At 61.8% G+C, this 16,925-nt stretch carries 12 protein-coding genes; 8 read left to right on the forward strand and 4 right to left on the reverse strand.

The features are described 5' to 3' along the window. The first annotated feature begins 271 nt into the window (after nucleotides 1–271). The 3 genes from dnaK to radC all read left to right on the forward strand — a co-directional run bounded on the left by dnaK (nucleotide 272) and on the right by radC (nucleotide 4,280). Nucleotides 272–2,191 carry a molecular chaperone DnaK gene (dnaK, locus tag FIU94_RS04995; protein WP_152464726.1) on the forward strand — a complete coding sequence of 640 codons (1,920 nt, stop codon included), beginning with the start codon at nucleotides 272–274 and terminating at the stop codon, nucleotides 2,189–2,191. An 81-nt stretch (nucleotides 2,192–2,272) separates the two neighbouring features. Continuing rightward, entirely contained in the window at nucleotides 2,273–3,436 is a 1,164-nt protein-coding gene (gene dnaJ / locus FIU94_RS05000) for a molecular chaperone DnaJ (protein WP_152464727.1), read from the forward strand. Nucleotides 3,437–3,530: 94 nt separating this feature from the next. Beyond that, nucleotides 3,531–4,280 carry a DNA repair protein RadC gene (radC, locus tag FIU94_RS05005; RefSeq protein ID WP_152464728.1) on the forward strand — a complete coding sequence of 250 codons (750 nt, stop codon included), beginning with the start codon at nucleotides 3,531–3,533 and terminating at the stop codon, nucleotides 4,278–4,280. 20 nt (nucleotides 4,281–4,300) lie between these two features. Here radC and FIU94_RS05010 read toward each other — a convergent pair whose 3' ends face one another. The 3 genes from FIU94_RS05010 to secA all read right to left on the reverse strand — a co-directional run bounded on the left by FIU94_RS05010 (nucleotide 4,301) and on the right by secA (nucleotide 9,720). Beyond that, nucleotides 4,301–5,863, reverse strand: coding sequence for a substrate-binding domain-containing protein (locus tag FIU94_RS05010; protein ID WP_152464729.1), 1,563 nt, complete (start codon nucleotides 5,861–5,863; stop codon nucleotides 4,301–4,303). A 19-nt stretch (nucleotides 5,864–5,882) separates the two neighbouring features. After that, a complete protein-coding gene (locus FIU94_RS05015) occupies nucleotides 5,883–6,893 on the reverse strand; it encodes a hypothetical protein (RefSeq protein WP_152464730.1) in 1,011 nt (336 codons plus the stop codon). Between the two features lie 115 nt (nucleotides 6,894–7,008). Further along, the gene (secA, locus tag FIU94_RS05020) at nucleotides 7,009–9,720 is read right to left on the reverse strand and encodes a preprotein translocase subunit SecA (RefSeq protein ID WP_152464731.1); all 2,712 of its coding nucleotides are present in this window, start codon (nucleotides 9,718–9,720) and stop codon (nucleotides 7,009–7,011) included. 170 nt (nucleotides 9,721–9,890) lie between these two features. Between secA and FIU94_RS05025 the strand changes: the two genes are divergently transcribed. The 5 genes from FIU94_RS05025 to FIU94_RS05045 all read left to right on the forward strand — a co-directional run bounded on the left by FIU94_RS05025 (nucleotide 9,891) and on the right by FIU94_RS05045 (nucleotide 14,446). After that, on the forward strand, nucleotides 9,891–10,739 hold the full coding sequence (locus tag FIU94_RS05025) for a peptidylprolyl isomerase (protein ID WP_152464732.1): 849 nt from the start codon (nucleotides 9,891–9,893) through the stop codon (nucleotides 10,737–10,739). 3 nt (nucleotides 10,740–10,742) lie between these two features. Beyond that, a complete protein-coding gene (gene argJ / locus FIU94_RS05030) occupies nucleotides 10,743–11,969 on the forward strand; it encodes a bifunctional glutamate N-acetyltransferase/amino-acid acetyltransferase ArgJ (protein WP_152464733.1) in 1,227 nt (408 codons plus the stop codon). Between the two features lie 18 nt (nucleotides 11,970–11,987). Further along, entirely contained in the window at nucleotides 11,988–12,386 is a 399-nt protein-coding gene (gene mutT, locus FIU94_RS05035) for an 8-oxo-dGTP diphosphatase MutT (RefSeq protein WP_152464734.1), read from the forward strand. A gap of 339 nt (nucleotides 12,387–12,725) precedes the next feature. Then, complete coding sequence (locus FIU94_RS05040) at nucleotides 12,726–13,643, forward strand: diacylglycerol kinase family protein (RefSeq protein ID WP_152464735.1); 918 nt, start codon at nucleotides 12,726–12,728, stop codon at nucleotides 13,641–13,643. Continuing rightward, nucleotides 13,640–14,446, forward strand: coding sequence for a metallophosphoesterase (locus FIU94_RS05045; RefSeq protein ID WP_152464736.1), 807 nt, complete (start codon nucleotides 13,640–13,642; stop codon nucleotides 14,444–14,446). The genes FIU94_RS05040 and FIU94_RS05045 overlap by 4 nt, the downstream gene beginning before the upstream one ends. Before the next feature lie 6 nt (nucleotides 14,447–14,452). On the opposite strand, the gene infB is transcribed toward FIU94_RS05045, so the two are convergent. Then, on the reverse strand, nucleotides 14,453–16,924 hold the full coding sequence (infB, locus tag FIU94_RS05050; RefSeq protein WP_152464737.1) for a translation initiation factor IF-2: 2,472 nt from the start codon (nucleotides 16,922–16,924) through the stop codon (nucleotides 14,453–14,455). Nucleotide 16,925 lies beyond the last annotated feature (1 nt).

Here is a 16,925-nt window from a genome sequence, read left to right on the forward strand (position 1 = left end):
CCCACCGCGCATTGACGGGCAAAGTGTTCAAACACGCGCCCGAAGTCGCCTTCAGCCGCTTTTCGGACGCCCTTCCACGCAATTTGCAAAAAATGATGGCAGATTCCGCGTCGGCGCATCATGCGGACGGTTGCGAGGGCCCCGACCGCCCCCTATATACCCACCGAACCGCCGGATGCAGCCGTATCTGGTGTCACCGGATCGGGGCAAGGGTGCCGTAACGGGCCTGCGCTCCGTGTCATCGCCTTGAATAGTATAAGGGATCGAAAACATGGCCAAAGTAATCGGCATTGACCTCGGAACTACCAACTCCTGTATCGCCATCATGGACGGCAGCCAGCCCCGCGTGATCGAAAACGCGGAAGGCGCGCGCACGACACCTTCCATCGTGGCCTTCACCGACGACGAACGCCTCGTCGGCCAGCCTGCGAAACGCCAGGCCGTCACCAACCCTGAAAACACCATCTTTGGCGTCAAGCGCCTGATCGGTCGCCGCAACGACGACACCGATCTTGCCAAGGACCGCAAGAACATGCCGTTCGAAGTGATCGACGGCGGCAATGGTGATGCCTGGGTGCGCGCCAAGGGCGACAAGTATTCTCCCAGCCAGATCTCGGCCTTCATCCTCGGCAAGATGAAGGAAACCGCTGAATCCTACCTGGGCGAGGAGGTCACGCAGGCCGTCATCACCGTGCCCGCGTATTTCAACGACGCCCAGCGTCAGGCAACCAAGGACGCCGGCAAGATCGCGGGCCTCGAAGTGCTGCGGATCATCAACGAACCGACAGCCGCTGCGCTGGCCTATGGCCTGGACAAGGACAATTCACAGACGATCGCGGTCTATGACCTTGGCGGCGGCACATTCGACGTGACCATCCTGGAAATCGACGATGGTCTGTTCGAAGTCAAATCCACCAACGGCGACACGTTCCTCGGCGGTGAAGACTTTGACATGCGGATCGTCAACTACCTTGCCGACGAATTCAAGAAAGAGCACCAGGTCGATCTGACCCAGGACAAGATGGCGCTGCAACGCCTGAAAGAGGCGGCGGAAAAGGCCAAGATCGAACTGTCCAGCTCCAGCCAGACCGAGATCAACCAGCCGTTCATCTCCATGGGGTCCAACGGCCAGCCGCTGCACATGGTCATGAAGCTGACCCGCGCGAAGCTGGAAAGCCTGGTGGGCGACCTTATCAAGGCATCGCTGAAGCCTTGCAAGGACGCACTCAAGGATGCCGGTATCTCCGCTTCGGACATCGACGAGGTCGTTCTGGTGGGTGGTATGACCCGGATGCCGAAGGTCGTGGATGAAGTGACCAAGTTCTTCGGGAAAGAGCCGCACAAGGGCGTCAACCCGGATGAGGTCGTGGCGCTGGGCGCCGCCATCCAAGCCGGCGTTCTGCAAGGCGACGTCAAGGATGTTGTCCTGCTCGACGTGACCCCGCTGTCGCTGGGCATTGAAACCCTTGGCGGTGTCTTCACCCGTCTGATCGACCGCAACACGACGATCCCGACGAAGAAATCCCAGGTGTTCTCGACCGCCGAAGACAACCAGAACGCTGTCACGATCCGGGTCTTCCAGGGCGAGCGTGAAATGGCATCGGACAACAAGATGCTGGGTGCCTTCAACCTTGAAAACATCCCGCCTGCCCCGCGCGGCATGCCGCAGATCGAAGTGACCTTTGACATCGACGCCAACGGCATCGTGTCGGTGGGCGCGCTCGACAAGGGCACCGGCAAGGAGCAGAAGATCACGATCCAGGCGTCGGGCGGTCTGTCCGAAGAGGACATCGAAAAGATGGTCAAGGACGCCGAGGAGAACGCGGAATCCGACAAGGAACGCCGCGCGCTGGTCGATGCCAAAAACCAGGCGGAAAGCCTCATCCACTCGACCGAAAAGTCGCTGGAAGAGCATTCCGACAAGGTCGATCCGACCACCGTGGAAGCGATCGAACTGGCGATTGCCGCGCTCAAGGATGACTTGGAAGGTGACAGCGCCGACAAGATCAAGTCCGGCATCCAGAACGTGACCGAAGCGGCCATGAAACTGGGTGAGGCGATCTACAAGGCCGCGCAGGAGGAAGGCGATGATGTGGCAGATGCCGCTGACGAACAGCCTTCGCGCGGTGGCAACGACGACGACATCGTCGATGCCGAGTTCGAAGATCTCGACGACGACAAGCGCGCGTAATCCCGCGCGAGGGAACCAATGACAGGGCCGGTCCGATTCAGACGGGCCGGCCCTTCACGTTCCAGCAAAAGGACCTGATCCATGGCAAAACGTGATTATTACGACGTGCTTGGTGTCTCCAAAGGCGCTTCAGCCGACGAGATCAAGAAAGGCTACCGTCAGAAGGCCAAGGAATTTCACCCGGACCGGAACAAGGACAACCCCGATTCCGAGACGAAGTTCAAAGAGGCCAACGAAGCCTACGAGGTGCTCAAGGACGCAGAGAAGAAAGCGGCCTATGACCGCTTTGGCCACGCCGCATTCGAAGGTGGCATGGGTGGCGGCGGTGGCGGCGGGCGCCCCGGTGGTGGCTTTGGTGGCGGCCAGGGCGACTTTTCATCAGCTTTCTCGGATGTCTTCGACGACCTGTTCGGCGACTTCATGGGGGGGCGCGGCGGCGCAGGCGGTGGCCGTCGCGCGGCGCGCGGCTCCGACCTGCGCTACAATATGGGCATCTCATTGGAAGACGCCTACTCCGGCCTGCAAAAGTCGATCAATGTGCCAACGTCCGTGCAGTGCGGGTCTTGCGACGGCTCCGGCGCGGAGGGCGGCGCAGAGCCGACCACCTGCCCCACCTGTTCCGGCATGGGCAAAGTCCGCGCGCAGCAGGGTTTTTTCACTGTCGAACGGACCTGCCCCACTTGTTCGGGCATGGGTCAGATCGTCAAGAACCCCTGCAAAACCTGCCGCGGGGCGGGCCGGGTTGAAAAGAATCGCTCGCTCAGCGTCAACATTCCCGCCGGTGTCGAGACTGGCACCCGCATTCGCCTTGCTGGCGAAGGCGAAGCCGGAATGCGGGGCGGCCCTTCGGGCGACCTTTATATCTTCATCGAGGTGAAGGAACACGAGCTCTTCGACCGCGACGGCCCGAACCTGTTCTGCCGCGTGCCTGTATCCATGAGCACGGCAGCCCTGGGTGGGAACATCGAGGTGCCCACCATAGACGGGGGCCGCGGCCGTGTGCAGATCCCGGCGGGCAGCCAGTCAGGCCGCCAGATGCGCCTGCGCGGCAAAGGTATGCCACCCCTGCGCGGCGGCGGCACCGGCGACATGATCATCGAACTGGCGGTGGAAACCCCGGTCAACCTGACCAGCCGTCAAAAGGAACTGCTGAAGGAATTCCAGGACCTGTCGGCGGACAACAACCCTGAAAGCAGCAGCTTCTTTTCCAGCGTCAAAAGTTTCTGGGATTCGATGAAGAGCTAGCCAGCGGTTCGGATTTCTTTTGATCCGCTGGCGCCTCCCTGCGCGATCTCCATTCGTTTACCGATTGGTAACCAGAATCCGGTGATCTTGCGGGATGGACCAGTTCGACGAACAACCGCTCCCGTTTCTGCTGGATGAGGCAGCTGAAACCGTTCCGCTGACGGGCAAGCAGCCCTCTTACATCAAGGATCACCGCCAGCGCCTGCGCGCCCGTTTCATGGCGGGGGGCGCGGCGGCCATGCCCGACTACGAACTGTTGGAACTGGTTCTTTTCCGCGCCATCCCGCGCCGTGATGTCAAACCGCTGGCCCATGCGCTGATGCAACGCTTCGGCGATTTCAATCGCGTCGTTTCGGCCCCCGAGGCGCGATTGCGCGATGTATCGGGTGTGGGTGACGCGGTCATCGTCGAGCTTAAGATCGTCGAAGCCGCGGCGCAACGACTTGCCCGTGCCAAGGTGTTGAAACAACAGGTGGTTTCCAGTTGGGACGCGCTTCTCGACTACTGCCACACCACCATGTCCCACCGCGAGACCGAGCAGTTTCGCGTGCTCTACCTGGACCGCAAGAATGTCCTCATCGCGGACGAGGAACAGGCGAAGGGCACCGTGGATCATGTGCCGGTCTACCCGCGCGAAGTTGCGAAACGGGCGTTGGAGCTGAACGCGTCTGCGCTGATCCTCGTCCATAATCATCCGTCGGGCGACCCCACGCCTTCCGGGTCCGACATCGACATGACGGCGCAGATCGCAGCCGCTTGCAACGCCTTGGGCCTGACCCTGCATGATCACCTGATCATCGGCAAATCCACCGAGCTCAGCTTTCGGTCCGAAGGGTATCTCTAGCGACCCGGCCGCGCGTCAGCTCAGCGCACCCAGACTTCCACCCGGCGGTTCGCCTGCCGTCCCCAGGCGGTATCGTCACAGGCCATCGGCATTGCCTCGCCAAAGGCATCGACGCCCAGATCGACCCGTTCCAGGTTCGCGGTTACAGCCGCGGCGGATACCGCGCGCAGTACCGCTTCGGCGCGGCGCAGCGCGATATCGCGGTTCGGTCCGGCGGCGCCGTCGCCGTCGCTGAAACCAACAAACAGCATTCGCCTCGCGTCGTACTGGCCTTGCTCCAGCGCGCGGGCCAGCTGCTGCACATTCGACCGGCTTTGCGCGTCCAGCCGGATGGACCCGGCCTCGAACCGGAAGGACGTGGTCAGCCGCGCCATCGGTTTCAATGTCGCCGTCATGCGCTGCAGTTCCTGCAAGGAAATTTCCTTGCCCGCCACTGTGATCGCATTCGCGAACCGATTGCCTTGCTGCTCCACGACGATTTCCTCGGGGGCCTGATCCACAAAACCGGCGCGCCGGATGACATTCTGCGCGGCGGGACCCCGGGTAAATGCCAGGAATTCCCGCGCGATCAGGGGCAGGCGCCGGGCCGGGAAATACAGAAACATCGGCGCCGTGAGCGGATAGTCTTCGGTCTTGATCGTTCGCCGCGCGGCGTTGAGGTTGAAGCCGCAGGTGCCGCCCAGGGTCAGCACCATCGTGCTGCGCTGCTCGGCATAGCTGGTGATGCCAAGCGACAGGCTGTCGCGGGCGATGGCATCGGCCAGCGCGCCGGGCGTGGCATGGCGCACGATGTTGTCAGTCAGTGTAAGCTTGGCCGGTTTCATCACCTGATCGACGATCGCCTGGCTCAATCCGCTTGAGCCGTCCGGCAGATGCAGTTCGATAGGGGCATCCGGCCCGCCCAGGTCTTGCCAATTTGTCACCTCACCCGCAAAGGCGCGCGCCAGCATCAGGGGGGAGATCGTGCGCAGCGGATTGGTCGGAGCGACGACGGGCACGACGGCATCCAGTGCCAGAACCCGGCTTCGGTTCGCTCCTGTCAGGTCCCCCATCCCGGCCTCGCGGGCGTTGATACGCTCCTCGCGCCCGATCTCGCGCAGGGCCATGACGATATCGGCCTCGTCCGCCAGCAGATCGGCGAACCCCTCATCCGTATTGGTCGCGCGGAAAAAGAACCGCGCAGCGGGTTTCCCTGTGTCCCGGCGGGTCAGCAGGTAGGTGAATCGCGTCGGGTCGTCCGTGTCTTCGCGGGTCACATCGTAGTCGGCGCGCTGGCCGTAGGCATTGATCAGCGCGGGCATCAGGACGGCACCCATCGTTGCTGAGCCCGACAATTGCACCTCGGCGACAAAATCCTCCAGATTGGGGCACCCCGGCCCGGCGCACAGCACACCAGACCCATCGACCGTCAGCTCACCATAATCCGTCTGGACGCGGTAGAATTCGCCGTCGAACCCCAGCAACATACCGCTGAGTTCGACCTTGCCATCCCGCGAGGTCAGCGTGACATCCTGCGCGCTGGCAGGATGCTGCCAAATGAGAAAAAGTGCGGCGATGATCGCCGCACATCTGATCAAGATCATGAGACCCCAAGGTGCGGTATTACTTTCCCGCGACTTTCAGGTCTTGGAGCAGATTATTCAACACCAGAAAGCTGCCAACCGCGTCGCAGGGCGGCACCGACAGGATCAGATCCTGCGTCTTGATCTGACCATCGGCCTCAAGCTGAAGCGACTGTGCCTCCGCTTCGATCCCGCAATTGGCTTGCGTGATCTCTGCCTCTACGCTCAACGAGACTTTCCCGCTTTGCTCCGATGCGGCCTTGGGAAAGGTATAGACCTCGGCCAGCAGCGGGTCGGACACCATACTGTTGCCATGACGGGTCAACACGCCACTGCGCCCGATGACGGCGTCGGCGATTTCGCCCGGCGCGTCCCGCCAATGGTGGCCGGCATCGCCGTAGTTCGCGCCGAATTCGCGGGCATGGATCTCGAACCCGGCACTGCCTTTCCATTGCAAGACGGCGCGGTTGTAGTCGGCCAGTTCCTCGACCTTGACCTGCGCCACCGCGCCTTCACCATTGCCGAAGGCAAGGATGAACATCGCATCCTGCGTCAATGCAGGGACGGTTGTGTCGAGGATACCCTTGTCGTTCGTCGTCTCGGTAAAGATCATACCGTTATGGTGGACTGTCACCCGCTCGTTCGGCAGGCAAGCCGCCTCAAGCCGGAGATCGACCATGGCCGCGGCAACCGCATGGGCCTGCGCGGTGATGTCACAGGCCGGTGCCGGCGTCGCCGCGCCGGGTGTCGGAGGACCTTCCAGAACGCTTTGCGGTGCGCGGACCTTGATCAAATTCTCGTCCGGGGCGGAAACGGCAAACGCGGGCGTCTCGGGCAGGTCGTCATCGCCCTTGAACGCGGCCGACGTCAGCTTGATCTGCTGCACGTCCAGCATCGCGCTGGTGGCCTTGTCCTCAAGCGCCTTCGGCGCTGTGTCGCCTTGGTCGCCATACCTCTGCTTTGCCGTATCGGTGCTCTGCATGACAAAGCCGATACCGATGGCGCAAGCAAGCGTGCCCGCCACCGTCAGAATTTGCTGCTTTCGCATCATGCCCCTGTCCTCTCGAAAGGAATCGTTCAGGGACGTTATGCTGCGCAATCGGGGCTAGGGTATGACGCGACGGTGCGTGAAATTGGGCGAATCCGGGGCGCCGCCCCGGCGCCTGTCAGGACAGACGACCGTGGCAATGCTTGAATTTCTTGCCCGACCCACAGGGGCACGGATCGTTGCGGGACGGGTTGCCCCAGGTCGTCGGATCGTCCTCGACAAAGCCTTCGGCCACGGCAACCGGCGAAGCCGCGGGCACTTGCGGCTCCTGCTCGGCGTTTTCGGCGGCCTTCTGCATCGCCGCCTGACGTTGCGCGATTTCCTGCATGAAGGCGTTGCGCTCTTCTTCCGACATCGGCTGCGCCTGGGCCAGCTTCTGCGTCACATCCTGACGCAGACTGTCGAGCATGGTTTCGAACAACTGAAAGCTCTCGTTCTTGTATTCATTCAGCGGGTCGCGCTGCGCATAACCGCGAAAGCCGACAACGGACCGCAGATGTTCCAGCGTCATCAGGTGGTCGCGCCACTTGCCGTCAATGGATTGCAGCAAAAGCTGTTTTTCGATGGTGCGCATGTTCTCGGGGCCAAAGGCTTCGGCCTTTTGCGCCATCATCTTGTCAGTCGCTTCGATCAGGCGTTCGCGGATCACCTCATCGTCCACCCCGTCTTCCTCGCACCAGGCAATGATAGGCAGGTCGATGTTCAGCTGTTCGATCACCGCCGCATAGAAACCCTGCGTATCCCACTGGTCGGCATAGGTGCGGGGCGGCATGTAGGTGTCGATCAGATCGTCGATCACCTGGTGACGCATGTCGGTGACGATTTCATGCAGGTCATCCGCCTCCATGATGTCGCGACGCTGACCAAAGATGACCTTGCGCTGCTCGTTCATCACATCGTCGAATTTGAGCAACTGTTTGCGAATGTCAAAGTTGCGTCCCTCGACCTTGGCCTGGGCGCGTTCCAGCGACTTGTTGACCCAAGGATGGATGATCGCCTCGCCCTCTTTCAGGCCAAGTGTGGTCAGAACCTTCTCCAGCCGCTCGGAGCCGAAGATGCGCATCAGATCGTCTTCCAGCGAGAGAAAGAAGGAGGTACGCCCCGGGTCGCCCTGACGACCGGAACGACCGCGCAGCTGGTTGTCGATGCGGCGGCTTTCGTGGCGCTCGGAGGCCAGAACATATAGACCGCCCGCTTCCAGCACCTTCTGCTTTTCATCGGCGTGCTGCGCCGCGATCGACGCGCGGATCTGTTCCGGATCGGCCTCGGGATCCTTGTCCAGGGCTTCGAGCACCTTCAGCTCGACGTTACCGCCCAGCTGGATGTCGGTGCCGCGCCCGGCCATGTTGGTGGCGATGGTCACAGCGCCCAGCTTGCCCGCGTCCGCGATGATCTGGGCTTCCTGCTCGTGCTGGCGGGCGTTCAGAACATTGTGTTCGATCCCCGCCGCGGTCAGCAACTGGCTAAGCTGTTCGGATTTCTCGATGGAGGTGGTGCCGACAAGGCAAGGTTGCCCCTTGGCATTCGCTTCCTTCACCTTCTCGATCATCGCATCGTATTTTTCCTGAACCGTGCGATAGACGGCGTCGTCCTCGTCGACGCGGGCGATGGGCAGGTTCGTGGGCACCTCGACCACACCCAGACCGTAAATTTCCTGAAATTCTTCGGCTTCGGTCAGCGCGGTGCCGGTCATCCCGGCCAGCTTGTCATAAAGCCGGAAGTAGTTCTGGAAAGTGACGGAGGCCAGCGTGACGTTCTCGGGCTGGATGGTGGTGCCTTCCTTGGCCTCGATTGCCTGGTGCAGCCCGTCCGACAGACGACGACCCTGCATCATGCGACCCGTGAATTCGTCGATCAGCATGACCTCGCCGTCGCGCACGATATAGTCCTTGTCCTTCAGAAACAGCTTGTGCGCGCGCAGGCCCTGATTGACGTGGTGTACGATGGTCGTGCTTTCGGGGTCATAAAGGGTCTGGCCCTCTTCCAGCAGCGACCGGGCGCGCAGCTGTTCCTCAAGGAACTCGTTGCCTTCGTCGGTAAAGGTGACATTGCGGGTCTTTTCGTCCAGCTCGTAATGTTCGGGCTGCAACAACGGAATGACCTTGTCGATGGTCACATACATCTCTGAACGGTCCTGCGCGGGGCCCGAGATGATCAGAGGTGTTCGCGCCTCGTCGATCAGGATACTGTCGACCTCGTCCACGATGGCAAAGTTGTGCTTCTTCTGCAGAATCTCGCTCAGGTTCGACTTCATGTTGTCGCGCAGGTAGTCGAAACCAAGCTCATTGTTGGTGGCATATGTGATGTCAGCCTCATATGCAGCGCGCTTGGCGTCTTCCGGCATCTGGGACACCGCGGCGCCGCAGGTCAGGCCCAGTGCATTGAACACCTTGCCCATCCAGTCCGCATCACGTTTCACGAGGTATTCGTTAACGGTCACGACATGCACGCCCTTGCCGGACAGCGCGTTGAGATAGGCCGCCAGCGCGGCGGTCAGGGTCTTGCCCTCGCCTGTCTTCTGCTCCGAAATATTGCCTTGGTGCAGAAAGATCGCCGCCATGAGCTGCGTGTCGAACGCCCGCAGACCCAGTGTGCGGCGCGCCGCCTCCCGGCAATTTGCGAAAGCCTCGGGCAGAAGATCGTCCAGGCTTTCGCCGGACATGGCGCGTTTGGCCAATTCTTCCGTCTTGTCCTTGATGGCGGCATCGCTCAGCTTTTCGAACTCGGGTTCCAGCGCGTTGATCTTTTCGACCAGCGGGCGCGTCGCCTTGATTTTACGATCGTTTGGCGTGCCAAACACCTTCTTGGCGATTGTTCCGATACCCAGCATGTGCTCTCCAGCCGATTTTCCTTGTCAGGCAGCGATCTGCTTGCCCACCGCCCAGTCAGACCATAGATGTACGGGTGAATGCCTGAGCCTTGCCTTTTAGGCGATGTAAGGGCCGCACATAACACTGTCAATGTAGCAGCCCCCTGCGGGGCTTAACGATAGGACAATCCATGCATAAACGACTCACATTCGTGGCCGCCCTGGCCGTTTCCACCTGCCTCGGCCTGCCCACGGCCGCACAGGATACGCCGCAGCTCGATACCGTCGTGGCAACGGTCAACGGGACCGACATCACGCTGGGCCACATGATCATCGCGCGGGCACGCCTGCCCGAGCAGTATCAGCAGCTTCCCAACGAAGTGCTCTTCAAGGGCATCCTTGAGCAACTGGTGCAGCAAACCGCCCTCAGCGATACGTTCGAAGGTGATCTTCCGCCCCGCGTGGAACTGTCGCTCGAAAACGAAACCCGTTCGCTGAAAGCAGGCGAGGTGATTGAGCGCATTATGGCCGAGCCGCTGGACGAAGCAGATGTTCAGGCTGCCTATGACGCGGAATACACCGGCGCAGAGCCGGAGAAGGAATTCGATGCGTCCCACATCCTTGTCGAGACTGAGGAAGAGGCCAAGGCCGTGAAGACGCAGCTCGACGAAGGGGCCGACTTTGCCGAGGTCGCGCGCGAGAAATCCACTGGCCCCTCCGGTCCGGGCGGCGGCGCGCTGGGATGGTTCGGCAAGGGCATGATGGTCCCGGCGTTTGAAAACGCCGTGATGGACATGGAGCCGGGCCAGGTGTCCGACCCGGTCGAGACCCAGTTCGGCTGGCACGTGATCAAACTGAACGATGTGCGCGACAGCGAAGCGCCCGAGCTGGAAACGGTACGCGAGGAGATCGAGCTGCAACTGCGTCAGACCCGCGTGCAGACCGCCATCGAGGAGATCACGGCAGAAGCCGAGGTCGACCAGTCCGCCGCCGAGGGAATCGATCCTTCGGTTCTGAACAACATCGAATGGCTGGAGTAAGCCTTGGGCAAGATCACGCAAGTTTCCCCGCTGGCGCCCGCGGCCTTTCCGGATCTGCCGGTCATTGACGGCGTTCGCTTTGCCACCGCGTCAGCGGGGGTCAAGTACCAGGGCCGGACCGACGTGATGTTGGCGGTCCTGGCGCCGGGCACCTCTGTTGCCGGGGTCTTCACACGGTCCAAGACGCGGGCGGCGCCTGTGCTGGACTGCCAGGAGAAAATTGGTGCCGCGTCCGAGGCGGGCGCGGCCATTCTGGTGAACTCCGGCAATGCCAATGCCTTTACCGGGAAGAACGGAGTTGCCTCTGTCAAGGCAATCACTGCCGCTGTCTCTGCGGCCTGCGATGTGCCCGAGGCGCGGGTCTTCACTTCTTCGACTGGGGTGATCGGCGAACCGCTGCCCCATGACCGTGTGACGGCCAGCCTTGCGGACCTCACGGCGGAGCTGGAGGCGGGCGGCATCGCCGCGGCGGCCAAGGCAATCATGACCACCGATACCTTTCCCAAGGGCGCACAGGCAGAGGTAGAGATCGACGGCAAGACCGTCAGGATCGCGGGCATCGCCAAGGGGTCCGGCATGATCGCCCCCGACATGGCGACGATGCTGGTTTATATCTTTACCGACGCCCACTTCGACCAGAGCGCCCTCCAGGAGGCTGTCGCAGAAAATGCGGACAAGACCTTCAACTGCATCACCGTGGACAGTGACACTTCCACCTCCGACAGCGTGATCGTCGCGGCAACCGACACGTCGGGCGCGGACGCGACCGGCAACGCGGTCTTTGCGGACGCGCTGCACGGCGTGATGCTGGACCTCGCGCATCAGGTCGTGCGCGATGGCGAAGGCGCGACGAAGTTTGTCGAAGTCACCGTATCCGGTGCCGCGTCGGACGCCGATGCCAAGACACACGCCATGGCCATCGCCAATTCACCCCTGATCAAGACCGCCATCGCCGGAGAAGACCCGAACTGGGGCCGTGTCGTGATGGCCATCGGAAAATCCGGTGCCGAAGCCGACCGGGACCGGTTGTCGATCCGGTTCGGGGAGGTCGAGGTGGCCAAGGACGGTTGGCGCAGCCCCGACTACTCGGAAGAGGCCGCAGCCGCACATATGAAGGGCGAAGAAATCCGCATCGCCGTCGATCTCGGCCTTGGCAAGGGGGCCAGCACCGTCTGGACCTGCGATCTGACCCACGGCTACATCGCGATCAATGCCGACTATCGGTCCTGAGCGCGTGGAAGAGCGTTGGTGAAAGTCGTACTTGTCTCTGCCGTCGCCCTGATCGACATTGACGGCCGCGTTCTGATCGCGCAGCGGCCGGAGGGCAAGGCGATGGCAGGCCTTTGGGAATTTCCCGGCGGCAAGGTCGAACCCGGCGAGACACCCGAGAACGCCTTGATCCGCGAACTGGAGGAAGAGCTGGGGATCAACACCTGGGCCTCCTGTCTCGCGCCGCTGACGTTTGCCAGCCACAGCTACGACACGTTCCATTTGCTCATGCCGCTGTATGCCTGCCGCAAGTGGGAGGGCACGCCGATGTCAAAAGAGGGCCAGTCGTTGAAGTGGGTTCGCGCAAACGATCTGCGAAATTACCCCATGCCAGCCGCGGACATACCGCTCATACCCATTCTGCGGGACTGGCTGTGAAACAATAATGCGCACATGCCCGTAATTTGCGCATTAATATTAAGCTTTTGTGAAACAATTCAGTGGAGTCTGCAGAATTGTTTGGTAAGCTTATCCCATCTTTCTGGGGAGGAAGCGGTATGTTGCGGACAATAACGATCGGATCCAGTATATCCGTGCAGGGAATTTTTGTCGGGAATACGCCGAACGGGCTGATGACCGTTCAGGTGGATGACAAGATTTATTCGGGAAAGCCGGTAAATCGTTCCAACTGATGAAAAATTTCCCTCGCTGACGAACTTCGCTCTGTATTGGGCGTTCTGCTCTGGGGCATGAGCCCCTGACAAACAGGGGCAGGATATGTCAGGCCAGCGTACAATCGTCATTGTCAATGCCGCCTCCGGGAACTTGGATGGCGACGCCAAGGTCGCGACCATTCGCGACGCGTTCACCTCGCGCGGCGAGTCTGTCGATTTTGCCAGGGTGCAGGACTATGACAGTGTTGAAGCCGCCGCAAAAGCTGCGCTGGCAGAGAGTGATGCGCGCCTGGCCGTGGCGGGCGGCGATGGCACGATCTGCGGTGCGGCTTCCGTACTTGCGGGCAGCGGTCGTGATATCGGTATCATTCCTGCGGGCACCTTCAACTATTTTGCCCGGTCGCTGGGTCTGCCCGAAGACACCGACGCCGCGGTCGAAGCCATGCTGAACGGCACCCCGCGTGAGGTCAACGTGGCCACGGTAAACGGGCGCATGTTCCTCAACAATGCCAGCATCGGCGCATATGCCGCGATCCTCCAAACCCGGGAGGGGACGTACAAACGGTGGGGACGCAGCCGGCTCGCTGCCTATTGGTCTGTGCTGAAGACGCTTGTGACCTTTCGCGCGCCCTTGAAGTTGACGGTGGAGATCGACGGCCAGCAGTATATCCGCCGGACACCGCTGCTTTTCGTGATCAACAATGCCTACCAGCTGAACGAAATGGGACTGAACGGAGCAGAGGCCATCGCAGAAGGTGAACTTGTGACGCTGATTGCCCCGAATTCAGGTCGCCTGGGCCTTCTGCGACATGCAGCGGCGCTGGCACTTGGCATTGCGAAACCGGAAACGGACTACGAAATGGTCAGTGGGAAAACCATAGAAATCTCCATGAAGCGCAAGCGCCGTCCAGTGGCCCGCGACGGCGAAATTACACGCATGGGCGGGCCCTTTACCATCCGCCACGCACCCAACCCGCTGCGCATCCTCGTTCCTTCTGCCGACGCCACTGCGGTCCGATGACCCGGCTTGTCCATCTGTCCGATCTGCATTTCGGCAAGGACCGTGCCGACCTGATCCAGCCACTCCTCACCGTGCTGGAAAACTTGCAGCCGGATCATGTGGCGATTTCGGGCGATCTGACCCAGCGCGCCCGAAGTCAGGAATACGAAAGCGCGCGCGCCTTTATCGACCGGATAGATGCCCCGGTTCTGTGCGTCCCGGGAAACCACGACATCCCGATCCACCGTCCACTGACGCGGCTTTTTCGGCCCTTCGGGAATTATCGCAAATACATCTCGTCCGATCTGACCCCAAGCGTCGAAACGGCTGAAATGGTGATGGTCGGCTTGAATACGGTCGACCGCTTTCAATGGCAGGCGGGGCGACTTTCGGCACTGCGGCTGCGCCGCGCCTGCACGGCGATGGGGGCCGCCCCCGCGCACAAGCTGCGGGTTCTGGTCGTCCACCATCCGCTGGAACATCCCGAAGGCGTGAGCAAGAAGCCGATCCCGGGCGCCGCAGAGGCGCTTGAGCGGCTGATCGGATGCGGTGCGGACCTGATCCTGTCGGGGCATCTGCATCTGTGGCACGCGGGCGAATTCGCCCACCGCGCAGGGGAACACGACCGCCGGAATGCGGTCCAGCTGCATGCGGGCACCAGCCTGTCGTCGCGGGTCCGCGGGGAACCGAACGACTTCAACGTGATCGACATCCTGGACAGATCAGTTCAGGTCGCCCGCCAGAGCTTCGACGAAAAGACAGGAGCTTTTGAAACGACAGAGACCCGGCAATTCAACCGGGCCTCCGACATTTCTCGAAGCTGACAGTAATCAGCTGAGCGTGCGGGTGACTTCCTCACGTTCGAAGATCTCGATCACGTCGTCCGGGCGGACGTCGTCGTAGTTCTCGAACGCCATGCCGCATTCCTGGCCCGACTGCACCTCAGCGACCTCGTCCTTGAAACGCTTCAGGGTCTTCAGCGTGCCCTCGTGGATAACCACGTTGTCGCGCAGCAGACGCACCCCGGCGGACCGGCGCGCCACGCCTTCTGTCACCAGACAGCCAGCGACCTTGCCAACGCCCGTGACCTTGAAGACTTCCTTGATCGTTGCATAACCAATGAAGTTTTCCTTGATCTCGTTGCTGAGCAGGCCAGAGGCCGCAGCCTTCACGTCATCGACAAGGTCATAGATCACGGAGTAATACCGGATTTCCACGCCCTTCTGGTTGGCTGTGTTACGGGCCGACGCGTTGGCACGCACGTTGAACCCCATGATCGGCGCCCCAGAGGCTTCGGCAAGACCCACGTCGGTTTCGGTGATCGCCCCGACGCCGGAGTGCAGAACGCGCACGCGAACTTCCTCGTTGCCGATCTTTTCCATCGCCTGAACGATTGCCTCGGCGGACCCTTGGACGTCTGCCTTCAGCAGGATCGGCAGTTCGCTGACATCCTCGTTCGCCTTGGCATTCGCCATGAGCTGTTCCAGCGTCGTGGCGGCACCGGCTGCGGCGCGCTTGTCCTTGGCGGCTTTTTCGCGATACGCCGCGATCTCGCGCGCCTGCGCCTCGGTCTCCGTCACGTTCAGCACGTCGCCCGCTTCGGGTGTGCCGTTCAGGCCAAGCACCTCGACCGGCACCGACGGCCCGGCCTCTTTGACACGTTCCCCGGCGTCGTTGATCAACGCACGGACCTTGCCGTACTGCTCACCCACGACAAAGATGTCGCCCTGACGCAATGTCCCGGTCTGAACCAGAACGGTTGCGACCGGCCCGCGACCCACATCAAGCTGCGCTTCGATCACGGCACCAACCGCGGCGCGGTTGGGGTTCGCCTTGAGTTCAAGGATTTCCGCCTGCAGCGCGATGGCTTCAAGCAGCTCGTCCAGACCCTGACCGGTAGTGGCGGATACTTCCACATCCTGAACGTCGCCCGACAGCTTCTCCACGATGACCTCGTGTTGCAGCAGGTCGGTGCGGACCTTGTCCGGGTTCGCCGCCGGCTTGTCGATCTTGTTGATCGCCACGATCATCGGCACTTTTGCCGCCTTGGCGTGGTTGATCGCCTCAATCGTCTGCGGCATCACGGCGTCATCCGCCGCCACGACCAGAACGACGATGTCCGTCACCTGCGCCCCGCGGGAACGCATCGACGTAAAGGCCGCGTGACCCGGTGTATCGAGGAAGGACAGCACGGCACCGGTATCGGCCGTGACCTGGTAGGCCCCAATGTGCTGAGTGATGCCGCCAGCTTCGCCTGCAACGACCTTGGCGTTGCGGATCGCGTCCAGCAAGGATGTCTTGCCGTGATCGACGTGGCCCATGATCGTGATGACCGGCGGACGGGGTTTCAGATCTTCCGCCTTGTCCTGGACTTCCTTGATCACGTCTTCCACGTCCGCATCCGACACGCGGACAACCTTGTGGCCGAATTCCTCGATGATCAGTTCGGCTGTATCCGCGTCGATCGTCTCGTTCTGCGTGACCATCATGCCGTTCTGCATCAACGCCTTGACTACGGCACCGACCTTTTCGGTCATGCGGCTCGCCAGTTCGGAGACCATGATGGCCTCTGGCAGCTGCACCTCGCGCACGACCTTCTCGCGCTCGACCGAACCGCCCAAGGCCTTCTGACGCGCGCGCTCCTGCTTGCGCTTCATCGCGGCCATTGACCGTTGGCGGCCACCTTCGCCGCCGGTCAGCGCCTGATTGACAGTCAGCTTGCCCGAACGGCGGTTGTCGCCGCCGCGGTTCTTCTTGTTGGTTTCCTCGCGGTCGCGCTCCGTCTTGCGGGCGGGCTGCGCGGGCGCGGCCTTGTTGTTGGGCGTGCGCGCCACGGCGGGTTCCGCCGGAGCGGCGGCTGCGGCCTCCGCAGCGGCGACGGCGTCGCGCTGCTTCTTGGCTTCTTCCTCGGCCTTGGCCTTCAGCGCCTCTTCGCGCTCTTTTTCCTCGCGCTCTTTCTCTTCCTGCTCGGCCCGGCGGCGTTCGCGCTCTTCGGCGCGCGCCTTTTCCTCGGCTTCGCGGGCAGCAGCCTCTTCGGCTTCGCGGGCCTTGGCAGCCTGCACAGCCCTCAGACGGCGGTCCATTTCGGCATCCGTGATCCCGGCAGGGCGCTTTGACGGATCCCCCACCGGAGAACCGCCCGCACCTGATTTGCCAGCACCCGGTTTGGGCACCACAACGCGCTTGCGCTTGGTCTCGACCACAACGTTCTTGGTCCGCCCGTGGCTAAAGCTCTGCTTTACGTTACCCGGACGCGCGCTGCCGCGCAGACCCAATGTTTTCTTGCCGTCACTATCGCTCATC

This window comes from Sulfitobacter sp. THAF37 (genome assembly GCF_009363555.1).
Taxonomy (GTDB): domain Bacteria; phylum Pseudomonadota; class Alphaproteobacteria; order Rhodobacterales; family Rhodobacteraceae; genus Sulfitobacter.